This window comes from Streptomyces sp. NPDC014991 (genome assembly GCF_043080665.1).
GTDB lineage: Bacteria > Actinomycetota > Actinomycetes > Streptomycetales > Streptomycetaceae > Streptomyces.
The window spans coordinates 65,295-85,427 of sequence record NZ_JBIBVY010000024.1 but is presented as its reverse complement, the minus strand read 5'-3'; the positions used below and the strand labels follow the sequence as shown (position 1 = coordinate 85,427).

Annotated in this window: 22 protein-coding genes and 1 pseudogene; 11 read left to right on the top strand and 12 right to left on the bottom strand. The window is 68.4% G+C overall.

Going from position 1 to position 20,133, the window contains the following annotated elements:
* Positions 1-299 precede the first annotated feature (299 nt).
* Both ACF1BE_RS29715 and ACF1BE_RS29710 read left to right on the top strand, forming a co-directional pair.
* Positions 300-1,460 carry a DUF6236 family protein gene (locus tag ACF1BE_RS29715; RefSeq protein ID WP_392202087.1) on the top strand — a complete coding sequence of 387 codons (1,161 nt, stop codon included), beginning with the start codon at positions 300-302 and terminating at the stop codon, positions 1,458-1,460.
* A 74-nt stretch (positions 1,461-1,534) separates the two neighbouring features.
* On the top strand, positions 1,535-1,684 hold the full coding sequence (locus ACF1BE_RS29710; protein ID WP_392202086.1) for a hypothetical protein: 150 nt from the start codon (positions 1,535-1,537) through the stop codon (positions 1,682-1,684).
* Positions 1,685-1,900: 216 nt separating this feature from the next.
* Here ACF1BE_RS29710 and ACF1BE_RS29705 read toward each other — a convergent pair whose 3' ends face one another.
* The 3 genes and pseudogenes from ACF1BE_RS29705 to ACF1BE_RS29695 form a co-directional block, all read right to left on the bottom strand.
* Positions 1,901-2,251, bottom strand: a complete 351-nt coding sequence (locus ACF1BE_RS29705) for a MerR family transcriptional regulator (protein ID WP_392202085.1) — start codon at positions 2,249-2,251, stop codon at positions 1,901-1,903.
* Positions 2,143-2,466, bottom strand: a pseudogene (locus ACF1BE_RS29700) (helix-turn-helix domain-containing protein); the annotation flags it as partial. The gene ACF1BE_RS29705 and the pseudogene ACF1BE_RS29700, both read right to left, overlap by 109 nt.
* Positions 2,463-3,434, bottom strand: a complete 972-nt coding sequence (locus ACF1BE_RS29695) for an SDR family NAD(P)-dependent oxidoreductase (RefSeq protein ID WP_392202084.1) — start codon at positions 3,432-3,434, stop codon at positions 2,463-2,465. The gene ACF1BE_RS29695 and the pseudogene ACF1BE_RS29700, both read right to left, overlap by 4 nt.
* A gap of 55 nt (positions 3,435-3,489) precedes the next feature.
* Between ACF1BE_RS29695 and ACF1BE_RS29690 the strand changes: the two genes are divergently transcribed.
* The 5 genes from ACF1BE_RS29690 to ACF1BE_RS29670 all read left to right on the top strand — a co-directional run bounded on the left by ACF1BE_RS29690 (position 3,490) and on the right by ACF1BE_RS29670 (position 6,490).
* Positions 3,490-3,912, top strand: coding sequence for a MerR family transcriptional regulator (locus ACF1BE_RS29690; RefSeq protein ID WP_392202083.1), 423 nt, complete (start codon positions 3,490-3,492; stop codon positions 3,910-3,912).
* A 287-nt stretch (positions 3,913-4,199) separates the two neighbouring features.
* A complete protein-coding gene (locus ACF1BE_RS29685; protein WP_392202082.1) occupies positions 4,200-4,349 on the top strand; it encodes a hypothetical protein in 150 nt (49 codons plus the stop codon).
* Between the two features lie 446 nt (positions 4,350-4,795).
* Positions 4,796-5,302 (top strand): hypothetical protein, encoded by a 507-nt coding sequence (locus ACF1BE_RS29680; protein WP_392202081.1) that lies wholly within the window; start codon positions 4,796-4,798, stop codon positions 5,300-5,302.
* Between the two features lie 697 nt (positions 5,303-5,999).
* Entirely contained in the window at positions 6,000-6,197 is a 198-nt protein-coding gene (locus ACF1BE_RS29675) for a toxin-antitoxin system HicB family antitoxin (protein ID WP_392202080.1), read from the top strand.
* Positions 6,194-6,490: a hypothetical protein gene (locus ACF1BE_RS29670; RefSeq protein ID WP_392202079.1), complete on the top strand. Its 297-nt coding sequence runs from the start codon at positions 6,194-6,196 to the stop codon at positions 6,488-6,490. The genes ACF1BE_RS29675 and ACF1BE_RS29670 overlap by 4 nt, the downstream gene beginning before the upstream one ends.
* Here the strand turns inward: ACF1BE_RS29670 and ACF1BE_RS29665 are convergent.
* Positions 6,444-7,277 carry a hypothetical protein gene (locus tag ACF1BE_RS29665; RefSeq protein ID WP_392202078.1) on the bottom strand — a complete coding sequence of 278 codons (834 nt, stop codon included), beginning with the start codon at positions 7,275-7,277 and terminating at the stop codon, positions 6,444-6,446. The genes ACF1BE_RS29670 and ACF1BE_RS29665 overlap by 47 nt on opposite strands.
* Before the next feature lie 446 nt (positions 7,278-7,723).
* Between ACF1BE_RS29665 and ACF1BE_RS29660 the strand changes: the two genes are divergently transcribed.
* Positions 7,724-8,485 (top strand): hypothetical protein, encoded by a 762-nt coding sequence (locus ACF1BE_RS29660; RefSeq protein ID WP_392202077.1) that lies wholly within the window; start codon positions 7,724-7,726, stop codon positions 8,483-8,485.
* Between the two features lie 350 nt (positions 8,486-8,835).
* Complete coding sequence (locus tag ACF1BE_RS29655; RefSeq protein WP_392202076.1) at positions 8,836-9,576, top strand: hypothetical protein; 741 nt, start codon at positions 8,836-8,838, stop codon at positions 9,574-9,576.
* Positions 9,577-9,993: 417 nt separating this feature from the next.
* Here ACF1BE_RS29655 and dnaB read toward each other — a convergent pair whose 3' ends face one another.
* The 6 genes from dnaB to ACF1BE_RS29625 all read right to left on the bottom strand — a co-directional run bounded on the left by dnaB (position 9,994) and on the right by ACF1BE_RS29625 (position 16,788).
* Entirely contained in the window at positions 9,994-11,388 is a 1,395-nt protein-coding gene (gene dnaB, locus ACF1BE_RS29650) for a replicative DNA helicase (protein ID WP_392202105.1), read from the bottom strand.
* A gap of 14 nt (positions 11,389-11,402) precedes the next feature.
* Positions 11,403-12,020, bottom strand: coding sequence for a DciA family protein (locus ACF1BE_RS29645; RefSeq protein WP_392202075.1), 618 nt, complete (start codon positions 12,018-12,020; stop codon positions 11,403-11,405).
* Positions 12,017-12,580, bottom strand: a complete 564-nt coding sequence (locus ACF1BE_RS29640; RefSeq protein WP_392202074.1) for a hypothetical protein — start codon at positions 12,578-12,580, stop codon at positions 12,017-12,019. Before ACF1BE_RS29640 ends, ACF1BE_RS29645 begins: the two co-directional genes overlap by 4 nt.
* Before the next feature lie 67 nt (positions 12,581-12,647).
* Positions 12,648-13,091, bottom strand: coding sequence for a hypothetical protein (locus ACF1BE_RS29635; protein WP_392202073.1), 444 nt, complete (start codon positions 13,089-13,091; stop codon positions 12,648-12,650).
* A gap of 110 nt (positions 13,092-13,201) precedes the next feature.
* Positions 13,202-15,655 (bottom strand): hypothetical protein, encoded by a 2,454-nt coding sequence (locus tag ACF1BE_RS29630; RefSeq protein ID WP_392202072.1) that lies wholly within the window; start codon positions 15,653-15,655, stop codon positions 13,202-13,204.
* An 833-nt stretch (positions 15,656-16,488) separates the two neighbouring features.
* A complete protein-coding gene (locus ACF1BE_RS29625; RefSeq protein ID WP_093545984.1) occupies positions 16,489-16,788 on the bottom strand; it encodes a helix-turn-helix domain-containing protein in 300 nt (99 codons plus the stop codon).
* A 114-nt stretch (positions 16,789-16,902) separates the two neighbouring features.
* Here ACF1BE_RS29625 and ACF1BE_RS29620 point away from each other — a divergent pair, with 114 nt between their 5' ends.
* Entirely contained in the window at positions 16,903-17,553 is a 651-nt protein-coding gene (locus ACF1BE_RS29620) for an HAD family hydrolase (protein WP_392202071.1), read from the top strand.
* Between the two features lie 4 nt (positions 17,554-17,557).
* Positions 17,558-18,397, top strand: coding sequence for a DUF1932 domain-containing protein (locus tag ACF1BE_RS29615; RefSeq protein ID WP_392202070.1), 840 nt, complete (start codon positions 17,558-17,560; stop codon positions 18,395-18,397).
* A 7-nt stretch (positions 18,398-18,404) separates the two neighbouring features.
* Here the strand turns inward: ACF1BE_RS29615 and ACF1BE_RS29610 are convergent, their stop codons facing one another.
* Both ACF1BE_RS29610 and ACF1BE_RS29605 read right to left on the bottom strand, forming a co-directional pair.
* Positions 18,405-18,974, bottom strand: coding sequence for a guanylate kinase (locus tag ACF1BE_RS29610; RefSeq protein ID WP_392202069.1), 570 nt, complete (start codon positions 18,972-18,974; stop codon positions 18,405-18,407).
* A complete protein-coding gene (locus tag ACF1BE_RS29605) occupies positions 18,971-20,008 on the bottom strand; it encodes an AAA family ATPase (protein ID WP_392202068.1) in 1,038 nt (345 codons plus the stop codon). Before ACF1BE_RS29605 ends, ACF1BE_RS29610 begins: the two co-directional genes overlap by 4 nt.
* Positions 20,009-20,133: the final 125 nt, after the last annotated feature.

The window sequence follows — 20,133 nt, the reverse complement described above, 5'->3', positions numbered from 1 at the left end:
TCGATCGCCCCGTCCACATCCCACGGATCGGCCACGGGGCCTCCGCCTCCCCGACCGGCGTCTTCCCCCCCGAATCAACGTGGCAGGCAGTGACCGGATTTGCACCTCTTAAGAGGTGAATACCGACCCGGGCAGGGCGGGCGGTGAAGGTCGGCCACTCCAGGTCGGCGCCCTGCGGGGGTGCTTGTTCTATCGCAGCGAACCTTGAGTGTTCTCACCGAAGTCTGGTGACCGACCCTTCCGCCGTGAATGTGAGCCAGACTGAACATCGGAAGGCGTGTTGAGCAGCCGGAGGGGAAATGGCATCGATCGCTCTGTACTACCCGTGGATGCACTTCCAGGACACTGACTGGCTCAAGCTCTCGCTGCTGTCGTGGGAGAGGATCGTCAGGCTCCGTCCTCGCACGGTCGATGATCGCGACAGCGAGGTGGTCCGGGAGATCCGCGGGGAGAGTGATCTGCTGCAGGAAGTCACTCCGAGCAGGCGCGATCTGGAGACAGTGGCCGACGCCTTCTTCGAACTCCTCGGGCACGAGAACTTGGTCTGGGAGCTGAACGCTTCGCGCTTAGGAGCGTCGGATCTCACGCTGGGTGTCTCTGAGGACCTGTTCCCGCCGCTCAGCCAACGGATGACAGAGACCGGGCACCATCCGGCCCTGCTGTGGATCTACTGCGGCGGAACCGGCACCAAGATGTCCTACCTGTTGCGGCACCAACTGATCGAGGTCGGCCTGGCCGTCCAAGTCGACAGGCACGATCCATGGATCGGCCTCCAACCCAGGCTGGGCACCGTCTACCTCACCGCCCTGGCCGACACCGTCGCCCGTCACAACGCACTGTCACCCGTGACCGACGACCCGCGGATGCACCATGCGGTGGGCGCCCTCGACCGCCTCGCCGATCTGCTCAACCTGCCTGTCACCCCAGCCCTGCAGGACACCCGGGCCGCTTACGCCCATCTCTCGCTCCGCGCGGTGATCCGACCCGAGAGGATCGCCGCCGTGCCCGTGTCCCGGCTGGTGGCCTTCCGGCAAAGGTGCGCGCCCGAGCTCGCGGCCTTTCACGCGCACATCGATTCTCTGGCAACCGAACTCGAACAGATCGCCGGTGTCGAAAACGCCGAAGTGGCCCAAGCCCACCTGCAGACGCTCTACGAGCGGATCACCAAACCGCAACTGGACGAACTACGCCGTGGGCTGCGCGCATTCGGTGTCGAGTCGACGCTGAGCACGTTGAGCTTGAAGGTGGACCTTGGGGCTGTCTCCGGCACGGCGCTGGGCACCCTGGCCCTTTCCGGAGGACACCCGGCTATGGGAGCCGGGGCAGTCGCTCTCACCGTCGTCCCGTACATCGCGGGCCGCCTTAAAGTCCGCCAGCAACAGAGAACGGGCTCTCCCGTTGCCTACCTGCTCGCCGCGGAACAGATGTCGAAGCGGTCGCGACTGGGCTTTCCTATCTGACTGCCACACCGGACCCGACCAACTCCCTCCGCCCCGAACAGAGCCTGGAAATCTACGGCGCATCGAAGGCGGCGGTGCGCAACCTGGTGCGCAGCTGGGCGCTCAGCGCGAAGGAATGGAAGTTCCGGGTGAGATGTGTCTACGTGGACCCGGACTTCGCCAACACGCACGCCGAAGCTGTGGCTTGGGGTAAGTGGGTGCAGGACAGCATCGCCAGCCTGTAGTCAACAGCCTGCACCGTGGCGTCGCCACCGGCACGAGGCCGCTTGGCGACGAGACCGCAGTGTTCAGCCGTTACCGGCCGCGTTCCTCCGGCCACCACGGGACGTGACCGATCGCGTTGTTTCGACGGCCTCCGGATACGCCTGGGGCTTCCCGTAGCCAGCCAGTGCCGGGTAGATGCCGGACAGGTCGGGGCCCCACCCCTCGCGACGGGTTGATCAGTCCTGCGCCACGTTCGCCGCGGTCACATTCTCGATCACGCGGTCGAGTTTGGTCTTGGCCCGGGTCAGGTCCTGGATGCGTGCGGTGATGCGGTCGCCTTCGATGATGAGTTGGTCGAGCATGGCGGGGGTTGCGACGCCGGTGCTCACGCACGGCAGGAGTTCGATGACGGTCCGGCTGGAGAGGCCGGCCGCGAAGAGGTCCTGGATGAGCTGGACCCGCTCCAGGGCTTCGTCGGGATAGTCACGCTGCCCACCGGGCAGCCAAGCTCGGCCAGCTCGTGGGTGATCCGCTGCGCGGACCACTTCTTCTGGCGTCGCCAGGATTCGATCTTCTCGATGACCCATGCCGGGGTCGCACGCGGGATGTGGTGTGGGGTCGACGGACGGTCGAGCAGACCGAGGTCACCATGACGGCGCCACCGGTTGACCCACTTCGAGGCGCACGCCCGAGAGATGCCCATCTCAGCGGCGACGTGCGCGATCGGGCGGGCGCGGCAGCGTTCGACGAGGCGACGCCGGCCTTCGATGGTCAGTGGTGCGTTGCGGTGTGGCGGCGTCATCGGATGATCGGGGCGGTGCCGGTCGCGGCGATGGACAGGTCCCACAGCCGTGCGGCTGCATCGGGGTCGATGGCGTAGGCGCGGACGCCGCCGTCGTCCATGGGCGCTTCGGGGGCGGAGATGCCGGCGATGTCGCAGTCCTCCAGGTAGAGGCCGCCGCAGTCGGCGAGGAGAGGGGATGTGGCGGCCCACAGGCCGGTGGCGGCGCCCTGGGAGGGGGTCTTGAAGTCGGTGGCGATCACGTTGCGGTGCTCGTCCACCCACCCGCGGTCGATCTGTTCTTGGAGTGCCATTTCCCGCTGCAGCCCGGTGATGATCTTGCCTGGATGAAGTGAGAAGGCCCGGACGCCGTCGCCGCGCCCGAGCGTGTCGAGGTGTACGGCGAAGAGGGCGTTGGCGGTCTTGGCCTGGCCGTAGGCCAGCCATTTGTCGTAGCCGGTGCGGAAGTGCGGGTCGTGCCAGCGGATGTCGGTCAGGGTGTGGCCGGCGGAGCTGTTGACCACGACGCGTGCACCGTCGGCGGCGGCCAGGAGCGGGTAGAGCTCGCAGGCGAGGGCGAAGTGCCCGAAGTGGTTGGCGGCGAGCTGGCCCTCCCAGCCGGGTCCCATGCGCCGTTCGGGGGTGGCCATGACTCCGGCGACGGCCATGAGCAGATCGAGCCTGGCCAGGTACTCGCGGATGTGTGCGGCGGCGGCCCGCACGCTGGCGAGGTCGGTCAAATCCATGGGGATGACCTCGCAGCCCTTCACATTCGCGAGTGCTGCCCGCGCGATGTCAGGCCGGCGCGCCGGAACGATGACGCGGGCTCCGGCGGCCGCGAGGGTACAGGTGGTTTCCAGGCCGAGCCCGGAGTAGCCCCCGGTCACCACGGCGTTCGTGCCGGACAGGTCGAGGCCCGCGGTGACGTCCTCGGCAGTGCTGGTGGCGGAGAAGGGCGAGCCGAGCGGCTGTTGATCAATGCTGGTCATGCCGTCGAAGCTACGATCTAGAGCGAGGTCTAGATCAAGTCCTAGACTGCGACGCATGGCTGACACCGGGACTCCTGCAACGCCACTGAGCATCGGCGACGTGGCCGAGCAGACCGGACTCAGCGTCCACGCGCTGCGCTTCTACGAGCGCGAGGGACTGCTCGTCGGACCGGTCCAGCGAACCTCCGGAGGCCGGCGACGGTACAGCGCGTTCGACGTCGACTGGCTGCTGATCTGCGTCAAGCTACGGGAATCCGGGATGCCGCTGGCCGACCTCAAGCAGTTCGCCGAGCTGGTGCGGCACGGTCCGGGAAACGAGGCGGAACGCCTGCAGCTTCTAGAAGCCCACCGGCGGCGCGTCGACGCACAGATCCAGGCACTGGAGGAGTGCCGGTCCGTCATCACCTGGAAGGTCGGCGTCTACGCCGACCACCTCGCCCGCGGCAAGGCCGAAGGACTTTGGGACCCCACGACCTGAAACCTCACCGGCAGCGTCAGCAACCTTCCGCCCCGCAACATCTAGGTGCCGCACGGTCGCCAGCAGGGTGGCGGTCTGTCGGGCGACCTCCAGGCGCTTGAGCGTCGGTGCCTTTGAAGTCAGCCTGTAGCGGGCCAGCCCGGTCATCCGCGCGGCTGGGATCCGCCCGGCGTCGACTGCGCCGGCGCCCAGGCCCCGTACCTCACGGGCTCGGTCCAGAGCCAGCTGCATGGCCTTGCGACGAACTCCAGCCCTGGCGGGCGGCCTCTCACCTGGAAGAACTCCTCATGGCATGCGGAGTCCTGCCTGCGGTCGACAAGCACCTCTGTTCCTTCCAGCGCTGGCTTCCCGGCCAACTGGCCGACATCGCCGAACCCGAGCACGGCAAGACGATCAGGCTCTTCGCGATTCGGAACTACAGCGGTACCACGAGCTGACGCAGGAGCAGCGGGACAACCCTCTGGGGATCACGGAAAGTCACTCACCACGCTCAGCATCACCGGCAACTCGCGACAGTTGAATACGCGAGCCCACCAGTACCAAGGGCCTACCCCTCCGAAGGGCGGGGTAGACAGAGCGTGCCCGCTCCCATACAGTCCGTATCGGGGCCTGCTAATGCGGGAAAAAGGGGGCAAAAAGCATGTGTAACTGCTGTATTCCATGCTATCCCGCGCTTTGGCGGACTTTTCCCTTCGCGGCCACGGGAAGCCGATCACGGACCCGGTAGGGCCTTTCGGTTCGCCCAAAGGCTCCCCGCTGCGACGCGGTATTTCTGACGGAAATGTCCCTCCGCCCTCGCCATCACATCAGCGCCGCGAAATCTGCCGACGACGGCGCTCATCCATCTCGTCCGCGATAACTCCAGACGGAAGGAACGGCCAACATGGCTTTATCGGAAGCCGACCTCGTGAAGCTCGGAGACACTCCGATCACGATCCAGTCGGCGCACTACCCGAAGGTCTACCTGCGTATGGACGGGACTGGCGTGACCGCCCCCAGCGATCCCGGCAGCGGTAAGGTCAACTGTCAGTACGGCACCGGCGCCTGGACAACGTTCAAGATCCGGCCGCAGGTCGACGGCTCGTACGCGTTCGAGTCGGTGGCCTTCCCCAGCGTGTTCCTGCGCATGGACGGGACCGGGGTCCCCACCAACATGAGCGGCGGGGGTACGGTCAACTGCCAGTCCTTCATTGGCCCCTACGAGAAGTTCCGTGCGCGCGCCCAGCCCGACGGTTCGTTCTCCTTCGAGTCGGCGACCTTCACGAACATCTTCCTGCGCATGGTGACCGGCAGCGGGGTCACCGCCGCCACCGGCCCCGGCGGAACGGTGAACTGCCAGTACAACGCCAACGGCGGCAGCGACGAAAAGTTCTTCCTCGACAAGGCATAGCTTGATCCCTTCGGCCTTGTGCTTCCGCATTGGGCCGGAAGGGATCGTTGGAGCGGCGCCCCCCTGGGGTGGTGTACATACGCCACGGGCCGCCCATTCCAGGAGGGCTGGTCGAACTCGCGCAGGGGCTGCCGATGGTCTGCACGCCGAAGGCACGGATGTCGTCTCGGACTGCTTTCTCGTCCCAGCGCGAGAGGCTGAGCAGGCGATGGACACCGTCCGGACGGAGCTGTCCTACCTGCTCCGACAGTGCAGGCCGGCTTCTGGCGGTACACGTCGGCGTTGTACTGCTCGGTGCTCACGTTGTGAAGGGTCTCCTGGTGGCACTGGTTGGTCGTCAGCGGGGATCGGGTGGTTGCGCCTGGTCTCTCCCTGGTGTGAGTTGTGATCTTGGCTGTCATGGGGTGACCAGGCTGCCGTCATGAGGGGGCTAGCAAGATGGGTGGCTGTCATGGACTGCCCATTCCTGTGTTCGTGGCTTTGGCCGCGGGGTGTGCTGGTGGGTCCGGGCGAGGGTGGAGCCGGCGAGCAGCAAGACAGTCGTGCGGAGGTCGAGCGGTCCGTTCATGCGGCCGCCCGCCGCCCTCGGGAGCGAACGGCCTGCTGGGCTCGGACCGCTGCCTGATCGCCCTCGCTGGCCAGTCGATGCACGCGCTTCTGCTTACGACACCAGCATGTGGTGGCTATCCTTGCCACCATGTCTGTCACCACGATGACCCTGCGCGTGCCCGATGACCTCGCGCCCTCGATCAGGGCGGCTGCCGCCAAGGCCGGCCTCAGCGTCAACGCGTACGTGGTGCGCGCCGCGCGCCGGGCCGCGACCCTGGACGCCGCGCAGCAGCTCGCCGCACTCGGCCTCGGCGACGACCTGGCGGGCGAGGGCGACACCCTGTGAAGCGCGGTGAGGTCTGGACGCTGCCCGACGGCCGCCAAGTCCTGATCATCAGCCTGACCGGCCTGGAAGAGGCCTACGGCGCCGTCCTGGTCATCGTGCTGCACGACAGCGGCCGGTTCCCCGACACCGCCATGTCGGTGGTGATCGACACCCCGATCCCGTGCACCGCCGTCGCGGTCAACATTGTCCAGCTACGGACCAGCCGGTTCGACGGCGCCAAACTCCTCGGCCCCGTCGACTCCGCCGTCATGGCCCGCGTCGACCAGGCCCTGCGCGCCGTCCAAGATCTCTGAGGCGCACCGGCAGGGCCTGCTTCACGGCCTGGAGCGCGGTAAAGGCGAGCGCGGACGCTGCCAGGACCGGGTCCGCGTCCAGCGCGCCCGGCTCCATGAGCTCCAGGAAATCCTGCCGGGCCCGCTCGATGTCGGCCTCCAGCGATGCCCGGACGTGGGCGGCGACGGCGGCGACGGCGGCGACGTCGTCCAGGTCGGCCGACCAGGTCGCGGCGATGAGCCCGGTCTCCACGATCGCCGCCTCGGTCCGGCGCCTAAAACCGCACGCCTCGCACAGGCCGGCCGACCGCTGAAGCCCGCAGTCCTCGCACGGCAGAGCCTGAAGTACCGCGTCGGCGGCGGCCGCGGCCTGCTGCTCGCGCTCCGCCCGCTCCTGGGCAGCCGCACGGGCCGCATCACGGCGGGCCTGCTCCGCGCGGGCCTGCTCCCGCCGCCGCACGAAGTCCTCCGCCTCGATGGCCGCCTGCTCCCGCAGCCGCTCCTCGAGGACCCCGTGGCGCTCGCTCTCGGCCAGGCTGGGCAGCTCCCGGTCGACCTCCGCCGCGATCTTCGCCCGCCGGGCCCGCCGGATGTGCACCACGTTGCCGCAGTTCTCGCACTCAGCCCCCGTGTCCAGCCGGATCCCGTCATCGCACCGGCGGTCCGGGCACGCCTGACGCTGTACCAGGCCACGCCGCATCAGCCACGGGAACGGGCGGTCGACCAGGGCCTCGCCGCCGGTCTCCTCCAGCCGGTCGGTGAACCGGCCGGCTATCAGTCGTAGCGCCATCTCCGGACGCTCCAGCATGCCCGCCAACCTGGGGACTCGGGCGCGGACAACCGGCTGGCGCGGCCAGGCCTCGATCGTCCTCGGCTGGTTCCTCACCAGCACCGGCATGGACCGCGCCGTCAGAAAGCGCAAGTTGACAGCGCTGCCTGTGCGTGTGGCTTCCGGTCGGCGACTATGTCCGGGATGCGCCTGATCGAACGCGGTCCACTTGGGCGGAAATCCTGACGGCAGCAAGGGGCGGCCATATAATCACCACGCTCATAGTAGATGGCAGTGAATTGGAGGTATTGGTGCCGAACGCAAGTGAAGACTCGTTACCGGACAACGGAGTAATCGGTGCAAGTCCTGCAGGCGGCGATACCACGGGGGGCGAAGACGATGGTGAGCAGACTCCCTCACCCGACCGAGACGCAACCTCTGAGAGCGCGAAACGATGGCGAGAGCTAGTACTGACCTTACCGGGGTTGATAGTCACCACGGTGGTCCTCGGTTTGGTCTCCTGGGCCGTCACGTACTTAACGACGAAAGCGGAGTCCCTCACCCAGAGCGACGAACCGCTTGTGACCGTTTCCGTTGAAACGAATCCAGCGCTGGTCGGTGCATTCGAGGACAAAGCGATGATGGGAGTCGTCCCGGTGGGCACGCGATCGACCCGCGGCCCAGGGACGGGGTGCCAGGCTTTCCACGACTGGCTGATAAGCATAGGTGGGGTGGACGCGGGCGACAGTAAGCTGCAGGTCGCAGTTCAGGGAGCCGCATCGCAGCAGGTTCAGATAAATAACATGCGGGTCATCCTCCTGAAGCGGGAGAAGCCCACTCCCTCGGTTGGGTTGAGCTGCCCGTCTGCGGGAGCCGCGAACCTCCGACCCATCACCATCGACCTTGATCAGGCGGTGCCTCGCGCTCGGTACCAGGCCAAGGGGCGCTTGTTCGGTTTCACAGTAAACAAGGGTGACATAGAAACGTTCTTGGTGACGGCCACCGCGAAGAAGGCTCGCTATACGTGGTACCTGGAACTTGACGTAGTCTCCCAGGGCAAGAAAGCCACCGTTCGCGTCGACAATTACGGGAAGCCTTTCATTACCGCTCCCGCCCCCGAGTCCCTCGGGTGGTCGTGGAACTACAGTGACGCATGGTATCCGGACGACGGTTTTGATAGGAGCCGAAGGCTGGCCGCAGGTGGCCCGTTCATTGAACCTCCGACTGCGGCGAGTAAGGTTCGGTGAAGCCGGTGACGAACTCTAAGTCAGTTTGCGGAAGGTTTGTCGTTCCGTTTGTCTTACTTTTCGCCATCATGCTGGGAGCCGGTGTCGCCCTGCTGCAGCGGGGCGGGACAAGGCATCACGCCGATGGACAGGAGCGACCACCAAGGGTGCAGGTTCGACTGAGTGAGCTGTCGGCTATCAACGGGGGACGGATCACGGATGTCGCTGCAGCCAGTGACAAACTGTTCGTCGTAGGCACGCCCACCGGGAAGGTTTACGCAGTCGACACGAGTACACGCTCCGCGCCGACCCTCCTGACCACTATGCCTGGCAGGATCACGCACCTTCGGATGTCCGGTGACGGTAGGGTGGTGGCTATCATCTCCGACGCCGGACTGGTTCGAGTGATGTCGGTACGCGGAGGAAAAAAGACCGACTTCACTCTTCGCGACCCCCTGAACCCCTCCTATGTGGTCAGCCGCTATCGCGTCCCCGGTTCGCTTGATCGGTCTGGGCGTTTCTTCGTTTATGGAGAATTCGAGCTCACACTCGTGAACCTGCGCACCGGCAGCGTACGCCTGTACCAAGAATACAGCGGAGGAGTGCCGAGTTCCGAGTACGACGACTGGTCCATCACTACGGACCACCGAATCGTGGCAGCCAAGTTCGAAGGAATTGATATCCGACATGTCGCCGACACCGAGCACGCCAGTCAGTCGGTAACCTGTGAATGTGCCCCGGCGGCCGTATCTCTCAGCCCCAGCGGCCGGTTTGCGGTCTTCGGTACGGCCGATGGACACATGGTGGCGATCGACCTGAAACGCGGATCGCGGGCGGAGAAGACGATCACCACTGAACCCGGGGGTGGCATCGGTGAAGTGGCAGCATCCGATTTGGGTAGATTCTTTGCCGCCGTCACGCCAAGAGGGCGTCTCACAATCTGGGACGTCAACGGCGAGCATGTCACCTTTCTGCGTACATTCCATGGGGAGAGCGTAAGGAAGATCACCGCGGTACCGGGCGGTGAATCGTTCCTGGTCCAGACGACCCCGAACCGGGCTGATGGCGAGGACAGGGTCCGCTCCTGGCTCGTCCGCGAGGAGAGATCCTAATTTTCCAGGAGGAGTTCGGCCTGCCGCCCGGTCCCTTCGTCCCCGTCTTTGAGGCGGAGCGCGGCCAGGCCCCGGCCTTTCCATACGCCGGGCAGGACGCCGGCTTCGTCCCGGGCGGCGCGCAGTGGCGTGCCCGCGGGGCGATGGCCGTCGCCGGCCATCATGCCTCGGAAGAGGTAGCGCCATCCTAGGAAGCTTAGAGCACCACCTTCCGCGCCAGCACCAAGCAGGACACCTTCGCCCGACCACGTTGTGGAATTCCTCAGCCGGGTCTCCCGCGCACTCTGGAGCTTGGCCGACTCGGCTGACCACGCGGCGAAGCTGAACCGGCTGACCCCTCTGAGGCTTGAGTTCGACAGCTGACTTCCCTGCCGTCGGCCAGCCGGTCGCCTGACGGTCGGGCAGCGGAGGTCAGGGCTACGTCTGGGCCATGTCGACGAAGCGGGAGTAGTGGCCTTGAAAGGCGACGGTGATGGTCGCGGTAGGTCCGTGACGATGCTTGGCGACGATGAAGTCGGCCTCACCGGCGCGGGGCGAGTCCTTCTCGTAGGCGTCCTCGCGGTGCAGCAGGATCACAACGTCGGCATTGTCCTCGAGGGCGCCGGAGTCCCGAAGGTCGTTAATCATCGGCTTCTTATCGGTGCGCTGCTCGGGGCTGCGGTTGAGGGTGGAGATCGCGACGATCGGCAGACGGAGCTCCTTGGCCAGGAGTTTGAGGCAGCGGGCGATCTCGGAGATCTCCTCGTAGCGGGAGCCGAGGGGCCTGGTGCCGTAGGTGAGCAGGTGAACGGCGTCGACGACGATGAGCTGTACGCCTGCGCGGCCCCGCAGGTAGCGGCAGTGGGCGCGCAGGTCGTGGACGTTGGAGTAGGCGCCGTCCTGGATGTAGATCGGGGCGGCGCTGACGTCGGGCATCCGTCGGGCGAGGCGGGTCCAGTCCTCGTCAGTCATGGTGCCAGAGCGCATGTGGTGCAGTGCGACGCGGGCTTCCGCGGACAGCAGGCGCATGCCGATCTCGTTGCGGTCGGCTTCGAGGGAGAACACGGCGCTGGGCATGGCGTGTTTGATGCTGGCGCTGCGGATGAAGTCGAGGGCGAGGGTGGATTTACCCATGGCGGGGCGGGCGGCGATGACAATGAGTTGGCCGGGGTGGAGCCCGCCGGTGAGGGAGTCCAGGTCGGTGAAGCCGGTGGGGACGCCGGGCAGGGGTGCGTTGCGGCTGCCGGTCGCCTCGATCCAGTCGAGGGTGTCTTCTATGACGTCGCCGAGCGGGCTTGCTGGTGGGAGCAGGGGGCGCCGGGTGGTGGCGGTGAAGATCTCCGCCTGTGCCTGGTCGGCGATGCGGTCGACGGCGTCCGGGTCGGCGTCGGAGGCCAGGTTTTCGATGTGGATTGCGGCGATCTTGGTGCGGCGCAGCATGGCCGCGTTCTGTACGCGGTCGGCGTTGATCTGCCAGCTCCGGGCAGAGGAAGGCCCGTTGACGAGGGCGGTGATATAGGCGGAGCCGCCAGCCTTTTCGAGGTGACCCTGCTGGGTGAGCCGGGCGGCTACGGCGAGCGGGTCGGTGGTCTCTGCCTGTCCGTACAGGTCGAGGATCGTCGTGAAGATCAGTTCGTGGGCGGGCCGGTAGAAGTCGTGCCCGTGGAGGGTGTCGACGATGTCGGCGATCGCGTCCTGGGACAGCAGCATTGCCCTCAGCACCCCCTTCTCCGCTTCAAGATCGTGCGGATGGTGCAGTACGGCGTCGTTGTCGTCGCTGGTCACCCCGGGTCCCCTCCCCCATGCCCTTTTCCCAGGCCCCGCCGGCCGCAGGACGCGGCATCAGGTCAGCGTAGCCGCGGCCCGGCCCGCATGATCACGCTTTCGCTCCCGTTCACTCCCGCGAGGACGAACTGAGCTTTTTCGCACGGGAGTTGCCGTGCCTGACGGTTCAGGGCGGCCTCGATGGCGGGGTCGGACGGCATAGTTGTCGGCTCCGGCTGTGGCGCGCGGGGGCTGTCCGGCATCGGCGGCAGCAGAAGGAGTGTGGACGGGTCCCTCTTCACCAGTTGGAATTGGCGCACCGTGCCCGCACCGAGGACGTCATTGAGCCCTTGCATCAGGCGGTCAGCCAGGAGCCGGGTGTTGGTCAGCCAGGCCACAGAGGTCCCCGCCAGGGTGAGCGTCCCGGTCTCGGAGTCGAAGGCGGTGGGCACCACGTGCTTGGCGAAGGGGCCGGCCACCGAATGCCAGGCCGGCAGCGGCGAGACCTCGGACACAGCGAAGAGGTCAAGCAGGGCTCGTGCCAGGCGGACCGGCGGGGTCCGCCCCCGCACACGCGGGCGGCGCGCGGCGGGGGCGCGCTCGCTGAAGCGGCCCCGCCGGGCGTCCTCGCGAGCCCGGCGCAGAGCCAGCAGCGCCAGATCGATGCGTGCCTCGGTGTCAAGGTTCTGCTGGCCGTTCAAAGTTCGACCTGGCGAAGCGCCGGGGTGCCCCAGACCCGGACGACGTCGTGGTCGGTGAAGGCGTACACCAACCGGTAGGCCGATGCGGCCTCCGGACTCTGGTACTGCTGACTCAGGTACTGCTCGGCTTCCTGCTTGCTGCGGCGGGGAGTGCCGCACATCTGCCAGGACTGCCCGTTCCACATCTCGGGGATCCAGCGCTTCTTCGGCTGCGGCTGCTCCTCCCGGATCCTGTGGGTCGAAGGGACCCGCATCGACGACGCATCGTCCTCCCCGTCGGCGGAGCGCGGAATCGGTGCGCGCGTACCAGATCGTCGGCGAGTCTCGCACAGCAGACACAGGTCGGCGGCGTCCGGGTCGACGGGGCCGCTCGGGTGCTCGGGACAGCGGGTGGTCGGTTTGGAGGTGCTGACCGCGTCTTCCAGTAGGGCCAGGGCCCGCTCGAGGTCCTGGCGGATCTCCTGGGTGTTGCCGTCGGCGACTTGGTCTTCGAGCCGCTGCCCGTGCTCTCCGGCAACGCGGAGGGACCGTCCCAGGGCGATGAGCTGGGCATGGTTCATGTGGTTCTCCTTCATACAACACCAAGAAGGCAGGGGCTTGCTGGCCCGCGGCAGGCAAGTCGGCCAGTCATCTGGATTCCGGTGTCCGGGCCAGTCGCAGCCGCATGGCCCTCCACAACTCGCCGGCGCCGCGGCTGCTGGTGGGCTCGACGCGGTGCACTCCGGGACAGCAGGCATCGTGGACGACCTTGGCACTGCCGTAGTCGCGGTGGTGAGGGCCTGGCCACGCGATCCCGCCGGCCAGGTGGTAGACCTCGGTATCAGCGAAAAGCCGGGCCGGGTAGTCCCCCGGCACCAGCGCGATCCACGCCACCTCAGCCTCGGGTTCCCCGCCCTCACGGACGCGGGCAGGATCAGGGCCAGCCTGCGGCCGGTAGACGTTCACGCCGTCGTAGTCCATGGTGCGGTGGCGATGCGTGGCCAGGGTGCAGCGCGGGCACGGCACCGTCAGCTGGCGCCCCCACACCGGCACCAGCTCATCGTCCGGCCCGTGCGGCGAAGGAACAGACACGCCCGCTCAGCCTCCGATGTGTTCCAGCCCCTGTCCGGCCGACGTGTACCAGGCACGCCACCGGGAGTAACGCGCAGATTACCGGCAGGAACTGACATACCAACAGCCCACTAAGCGGCTTGGTGGTGGGCCCGGCCAGCCGCCGCCCGTGCCCGCACCACCTGCAGCTGTCCCAGCCGGCTGCGCAGCAGGTAGCCCGCGGCACGGCGGCAGGCGTCGTCCGCGGCGGCCTCCGCGGCCTCGACAGCTCGCGGACGCTGGCGCAGCGCCGCCTCGTACGCGGCGTCGGCCTCCGCCACGGCTTCGTCACTCCCGGCCAGCCGACGCAGGGCGGCGGCCCGGCGCTCGTCACGAACCCGTTCGGCGACCTCCTGCGCCGCGTACGCCACCCAGACCTCATCGCCACCGCGGCGCCGGCACACCTCAGCGATCAACGCCCGGGTGTCGGTCTCACACCGTGCCGTGAGCTGCGCGACCTGCTGCACATCGTCCAGGTCAGCCCTCACGGCGACCGCCAGGTTGACAGCCTCCTGCATCAGCAGATCCGTACGTCGGGCGTACGAACACGGCGGGCACAGTCCCGCCGCATCCGGCAGCCCGCATTCCGCACACGGGGCCGACCGCCGAGCCCGCTCAGCGGCTACTTCCCGTTCCCGGCGTTGTGCCGCGGCCGCCCGCCGCCTCTCCACCTCGACGACTACACGGGCGTGCCGGAGCCGGGTGCGCTCTGCCTCCAGCACGGTGTGCTCGTGCAGCCGCCGCTCGCAGGCGGCCCTCAGCTCGGCAGCACCCGCGCCCGGCAGGTCCGCCACCATCTCGGTGCGGACCCGGGCCCGTACCGCGCGCCGATCCGCGAGCAGCGAAGCACACGAAGCACAGTCGCCACCGGTGTCCAGCCGGATCCCGTCATCACACCGACGGTCCGGGCACGCCTGACGCTGCACCAGGCCACGCCGCATCAGCCACGGGAACGGGCGGTCGACCAGGGCCTCGCCGCCGGTCTCCTCCAGCCGGTCGGTGAACCGGCCGGCCATCAGCCGCGGCGCCATATCCGGCCGCTCCAGCATGCCCGCCAGCCGGGTCAGCTCCGCCTGCGCCGCCGCCTCCACCTGGCCCTGCTGCCAGCCTGACAGCCGCGCCCACAGCCCCGCGACCGGCCCCAGAGCTACCCGCAGACCAAGATCAGCCGGAAGGCCCACCCTCCGCTGCTGCTGCGCCTTTTCCCACCCCACGGCCTTCAGTCGGTCACCGGCCACAGCCCCGGCAGCCCGCTGCCCATCACGCCCTTCGACCGGGGACTCTTCCGGCTTTTCCCCGCGCAGCGGGCCGTCCTCGGCCACCAGCGGCGAAGACTCGGCAACGGCGGCCTGGCCGTCAGCGGCCCGGTCCTCGCGCACGCACGCGCGCTCCGGCTGACCACCGATCCCACCACGGCCTTCGCCGGAAAAGCCACCAGAGAGCGCGAGAGAACCACCGGGAGTAACCACAGAAGCGTGGAAAGCGTGGTGCTGTGCAGTTGCGGCGAGGTCTGCCGATCCGGCCATCTCGCCCTGCCCGGCGCCCTCGATCCCAGCCGTCACAAGGGCCTCGCCCGTCTCGCCGGACTCAAGATCTCCGGATGTAGTATCGGCGAGGTCTGAAATCAGAGACTTGGCGACCCGGCGAGCCTCCCGCACGGCCACGCCGTGGGCCTCGGCAACCGGCACCAGGCGCACCCGCGACTGCGCGTTCAGGCCCGAGCCGGCCTCCTTGCGCACCACCTCCGCGACGCCGTACTCCTGGAGCCGCTTCAGCACCTTCGCCCCAGCCGCCGCCGTGCAACCCAGCAGCCGCCCGACCGTCGCCGCCGGACGCCCACGGCCGGTGTCCACCGACCCGGGACACAGCTGCAGCCAGCCCGCCGAACCCGTCGTCAGCACCATCAACAGCAGCCCGAGCCGGTCCGTCGCAGCACCCCGGCCCGTACGACCGGCGAGCAGCCCGGCCGGGACCGGCGCCTTGTCCTTCGGCGCCCACCCCGGGCCGAACAGCACCTCGCACAGGCTCAGCAACACCGCCAGCTCCGAGCGGGACAGCGCCAGCGGGTGCCGCCGGTCGCCGGCCTTCTGCGCCCGGTACATCGGGATCACCCAGCACTCCAGGCCCGTCGCGTGTCCGAAGGCATTCGTCGCGACGTTCGAGCCGAGGAACCCGGCAGCGCGCAGCTCGGGCAGTACGGTGTGGGCGACCGTCGACTGCGACACCCCCAGCCACCGACCGAGCTCCGCCGCCCAGATCGACGCCTGGTAGTCGTCGGCCACCTTCGACTTCGCCGTCAGCACCACCGACGCCAGCCGCGCGCCGTCCGACGCACCGGCCAGCGCTGGAGACGTCACCAGCGCACGCACCGCAGCGAGCAGCCGGGCCCGCATCGACTTCCCCAGCTGGAGCGGGTTGCCCAGCTTCGGCGGCACAGCGGGACCGGCCTGCGCCGGAACCGCCCGCAGCCGACGGCGCGACGTCTCACCGGCGAACTTCGTGCGCGGGCGCGGGAGCACGGCGGCCGACGCCGCCACGGCGCTCATCGGCCCACCCGGACGGACGAGAAAGAGATCATCTCGGCAACCTTGCGCAGGTTGCCTGTGGACAGATTCCGAGCAGCGGCGAGACCCCTGGTCCCTCCCGCCCGGCGGGCAGGGACTTCGGATTGCGTCCCGCCCCACGGGACGGAGCTCCGGAGCATCGCGGCGGCCGGCGCCGCCGGGAGGACATGGGTCCCCCTCTCGGTATAGGTGCGCCGGGCCGTGGGCGTGTGACGCTCCGACCCCATGAATCTTCGTGATTAATGCCGTGAACAGGGCAAACAGGGTGTGCGAATCCCGTCACGCGGGAAAGGCGGGAGGCTCGAACCGGTGTGAATCGGGCACAGTCGAGCTGACAAGGGGACACCAGGTCGTGCACTATGACGGGGACACCAACTTCCATATGCGAGTCGGACCGTCCCGCGCGAAACGGGAAGGGCCGGCGAGTGGATGCGGGTGGCAGCCCCCTCCGTGAGGAGCGGGCGCCGGACGATGAGGGCCTTCTTGGCCTTCTGTCGGACGGGTGATGCGGACAGCCCTCGGGCTGGTCGTGTGCGGTGATCTCCCTTCGGGGCGGTTGCTGTGTGGTTCCGACGGCCTGCGAAAGCCGCCGGAACCGGGTGCAGAAGCCCCTTTGCGAGAGGGGCGACTGCGGTAGTGCTGGTCCTTACGGACCGTGTGTGAGATGAGCCAGCTCGAGGAGCTGGAGCCCAGAGCCGGGTGCGAACCGGAGACTGGGCGGCCGACGCGGGTTGCGAATCCGTTCGGCGAGACGGGCCGCGTGGCCACGGTGGATTGCGAGTCCACTCCTTGGCGCGCGGCCGGTGGCGGCTACGTCACCCCGACCCCCTTGATTCCGAGGCCGGCGTCGGCATGCCTTCATCCGGCTTCGCGGCTTCGGGATACCGCTCCGCGAGCCGGTTGAGCAGATGCAGGTAGACAGCGCGGTGCGGACGTCGGGGGTGGGTCTGCCCCAGCTCCCAACGAGCCACGGCAAGACGCTTCACGCCCACGGCCTCCGCGACCTCCTGCTGTGTGAGGCCGGCCGCGAGGCGCAGTTTCGCGCGCACAGCTGGCGGCGGCAGGACGTCGTCCACGAGGGCGTCGACCCGCTTCAAGCGGTCCGGGTCGGTCATGGCGCAGCCTTTCAAGATCGATGGTTCCCTGAAAGATGCACGATGTGATCTCCGTCGGGGAGGGACCGGCACCGTGAGCTGCGTGCCACCGAGGGCCCGGTAGGGTCCGCTCCCGTGACCCGCCTGGTGTTCTTCGATCTGGATGGCACGCTGGCCGACCGACAGTCGGCGCTCAGCGACGCGCTGACTTGCCTGTGCCGCTCCCGTGCGCTCTCCCCAGATGCCGAACAGTGGCTGCGCGCTGCGCTGGCCGACCGCGCGACCGCTGGCGACTTCGCCCGGCTGCGCGAATCCTTCCGCCTGGAGGTGTCGGCCACTGACCTGTGGCAGGAATACGTCGACCTCATGGCGGCCGCCGTCACTTGCCGCCCCGAGGTCCTCGAGGGCTTGGCCCGCCTGCGCGCGGCCGCGTGGACAATCGGCGTCATCACCAACGGGGCCGGCGACATCCAGCGCGCCAAGCTCGCCGGGACCGGCCTCGCCGACCTGGTCGACGGCGTCGCCGCCTCGGGCGACCTGGAGATCCGCAAGCCGGGCCTGCGCCTCTTTGAGCTCGGGGCCACGCGGTGCGGCGTCAGCCTCGCGGATGGCGGCTGGATGGTCGGCGACAACCCGACCGGAGACATCGGTGGTGGCCACCAGGCCGGCCTGCGCACCATCTGGCTGCGCGGCCGCCCTTGGCCCGAGGGACTCCCCGCCGCGCACCACGTCGTCGACGACGTCACCGACGCCATCACCATCCTGCTCAACGAGACCTGGGAGTAGCACCGTGGACCAGCCGACCGTCGGCATCCTCCACCCCGGCAGCATGGGCGCCGCCGTCGCCGCCTGCGCCGCGACCAACGCAGCGGAGGTTCTGTGGTGCGAGGCCGGGCGCAGCACCGCGTCTGTGGAGCGCGCCACCCGGTTCGGCCTGACGCCCGTAGCCGAGCTGGCCGAGCTGATGGAACGCAGCGACATCGTCATCAGCCTCTGCCCGCCGGCCTTTGCCGAGGACCTGGCCCGCGACGTCGCCGGGCGCCGCTTCGCCGGGGTGTACGTGGAGGCGAACGCCATCAACCCCAGGCGCGTGCAGCGAATCGCCGCGCTGCACGAACACGGCGCGACCGTCGTGGACGCTGGTGTCGTCGGCTCCCCGCCGGTCGGCGGCAAGACTCCGACCCTGTACCTGTCCGGCGCGGTCGCCGCGACCGAGCGCATCGAGGCGCTGTTCGCGGGCACCGCCGTCCGGACGGCGGTGCTGGGAACGGAGGTCGGGAAGGCATCCGCGCTGAAGCTGGCGTACGCGTCGTTCCAGAAGACCAGTCGGGTGCTGGTGGCGCTCGCGATCGGGATGGCGCGCGAGCACGGCGTCGACCAGGAGCTCATCAAGGTCGCCTCCCGACGCACCGACTCGTACCTCGCGGAACCGGAGTACGTCGCCAAGACCGCGGCCCGCGCGTGGCGTTGGGGTCCGGAGCTGGAGGAAGCTGCCGACGCGCTCGAGGTCGCCGGCCTCCCGCCGGAGATGCTGCGCGCGGCCGCGTCCACGCTGGCACGGTGGCACGACGCCAAGGACGACGGCGAGCTCACGCTCACCGACGCCTTGGACCGACTCGCCCAGCCGTAGCCCGCACTCATGCCGTCGCCGCTCCCGCCCGCTGCGCCAGCAGCTGGTCGATGAGCCGTGCCGCGTCCTGCGGCGACGCCGCCGTGGTGTCCACGGTCAGGTCCCAGACCATGCCCGGGTGCGCGTCCAGGTCCTCGCGGGTCGCGTCCCACGCCGCCAGACGCGCCGCGGTGTCGCTGTCACCGCGTCCCGCCGACCGCTGCTCGGTCACCTCGCGCGGGCACCACAGCAGCACCACCGACCAGTCGGCCGGGTAGCCGTCGACCAGCGCCCGGATGCCGTCGACCTGACCGAGGTGCACCACGGGCACCCCGGCCGCGAACGCGGCGTCGACGCCGGGACGGTCGATCGCGTACGTGTTGCCGTACCGCGCGTTCGCGTAGACGATGCCGCCCGCGGCCTCCAGCTCGCGCAGCTGCTCCGCCATGCCCATCCGGTAGCCGTCCGACTTGCCCGTTCCGACCTTGAGCCGCGCGAACTGCGCATACCTGGAATCGAGTTCGCTGAGCGCGCCGGTGACGGTGTCCTTGCCCGAGGCTGGCGGGCCGTAGAGGATCACGCCTTGCTTCTCCGTCACGTGTACATCGCCCCCATCGCCTGCCGGGCCTGGTCCGCGAGCGTCACTGCGGTCCCCAGCCGGTTGTCGACGACCAGGTGCGGCACCGCTGGGCGCAGGTCGAGGTCGATCGTGGCCATGTACTCGTTCCACCGCTGGAGCTTCCACGCGTCCCGGGCTGCGGAGCGGAATCCGATGTACTCGCGCATTGACTCTTCGTCGCAGCGCACCCACACCGGGAAGACGTCGACACCCATCGAGCCCGCGCGGTTGGTCAGGCGCTGCATCCAGGCCGGGTCGGTCATCTCCGCGATGAACGGCGCGGTCAATACGGTGGAGATGCCGCACTTGATGTTGGCCATGGCCGACTGCATCAGGCAGTCGTACTCCACGGCGCGGACCTTTTCGCGGTAGAGGTCGGTGTGCCTGTCGTTCGCGTCACCGCCCAGGGCGACCAGGAGGCGCTCCACGAGTGGGCGGGTAAGAGGGTCCTTGTCGAGGAGCGGCCAGCCGGTGAGCTGGACGAAGAAGCGGGCGAGCTCGGTCTTTCCGCTGCCAGCGAAGCCGCCGACCAGAATGAGCACAGGGCGGTGGGGGTCGCCGCCCGTGTGCCTGCGCTTCCACGCGTCGATGATGCGCTGCTGCAAGTTGAAGTGGTCGGCCTCATCCGAACTCGGGGCAATGCGGTGAATGGCCCGCTCAACGGCCAGGACATGTGCGCCGTTGAGGCGGTCGTCCATCGGCGTGAGCTTGAAGGATGTCTCCTCACCAGGCAGGGCGTTGCGGAAGCCCAGGTCAGGCTCGGTAGCCCGGTACAGGAGGCAGTAAGCACGCCGGTAGTGGGGGCCGGGATAGACCTCGCCCTGCTCGTGCTGCCAGAGAGTCTGCGGATTCGCGGCGGGGATGCCCCTGAGTTTGGCCTGCTCAGCGACCTGACGGAGCCGTTCACCGGCCTTCTCCAGGGTCAGCCCGTGCGCCTCACGCTGCTCGCGTAGCTTGTCCGGACGCCAGCCCGCTCGGTGCTTCCCCACCCTGTCACCCTCCGTGATCGTCATGACTGTGAGCCTAGAACCAGGCCCTCAAATGTCATGTGTACGTAGACGTTGAAAACCCGTGAATGCCGGTGCGCACGAGCTTCGACAAGCCGCTGTGATGTTGAGTTTCGAGTGTCGCGAGTGTG

Excerpts from the sequence above, each read along its gene's own strand:
- ACF1BE_RS29715 (WP_392202087.1), top strand. The coding sequence starts at position 300 with ATGGCATCGATCGCTCTGTACTACCCGTGGATGCACTTCCAGGACACT.
- ACF1BE_RS29705 (WP_392202085.1), bottom strand. The coding sequence starts at position 2,251 with ATGGGTCATCGAGAAGATCGAATCCTGGCGACGCCAGAAGAAGTGGTC.
- ACF1BE_RS29695 (WP_392202084.1), bottom strand. The coding sequence starts at position 3,434 with ATGACCAGCATTGATCAACAGCCGCTCGGCTCGCCCTTCTCCGCCACC.
- ACF1BE_RS29690 (WP_392202083.1), top strand. The coding sequence starts at position 3,490 with ATGGCTGACACCGGGACTCCTGCAACGCCACTGAGCATCGGCGACGTG.
- ACF1BE_RS29685 (WP_392202082.1), top strand. The coding sequence starts at position 4,200 with ATGGCATGCGGAGTCCTGCCTGCGGTCGACAAGCACCTCTGTTCCTTC.
- ACF1BE_RS29680 (WP_392202081.1), top strand. The coding sequence starts at position 4,796 with ATGGCTTTATCGGAAGCCGACCTCGTGAAGCTCGGAGACACTCCGATC.
- ACF1BE_RS29675 (WP_392202080.1), top strand. The coding sequence starts at position 6,000 with ATGTCTGTCACCACGATGACCCTGCGCGTGCCCGATGACCTCGCGCCC.
- ACF1BE_RS29665 (WP_392202078.1), bottom strand. The coding sequence starts at position 7,277 with ATGCTGGAGCGTCCGGAGATGGCGCTACGACTGATAGCCGGCCGGTTC.
- ACF1BE_RS29640 (WP_392202074.1), bottom strand. The coding sequence starts at position 12,580 with ATGAACCATGCCCAGCTCATCGCCCTGGGACGGTCCCTCCGCGTTGCC.
- ACF1BE_RS29630 (WP_392202072.1), bottom strand. The coding sequence starts at position 15,655 with ATGAGCGCCGTGGCGGCGTCGGCCGCCGTGCTCCCGCGCCCGCGCACG.
- ACF1BE_RS29625 (WP_093545984.1), bottom strand. The coding sequence starts at position 16,788 with ATGACCGACCCGGACCGCTTGAAGCGGGTCGACGCCCTCGTGGACGAC.
- ACF1BE_RS29605 (WP_392202068.1), bottom strand. The coding sequence starts at position 20,008 with ATGACGATCACGGAGGGTGACAGGGTGGGGAAGCACCGAGCGGGCTGG.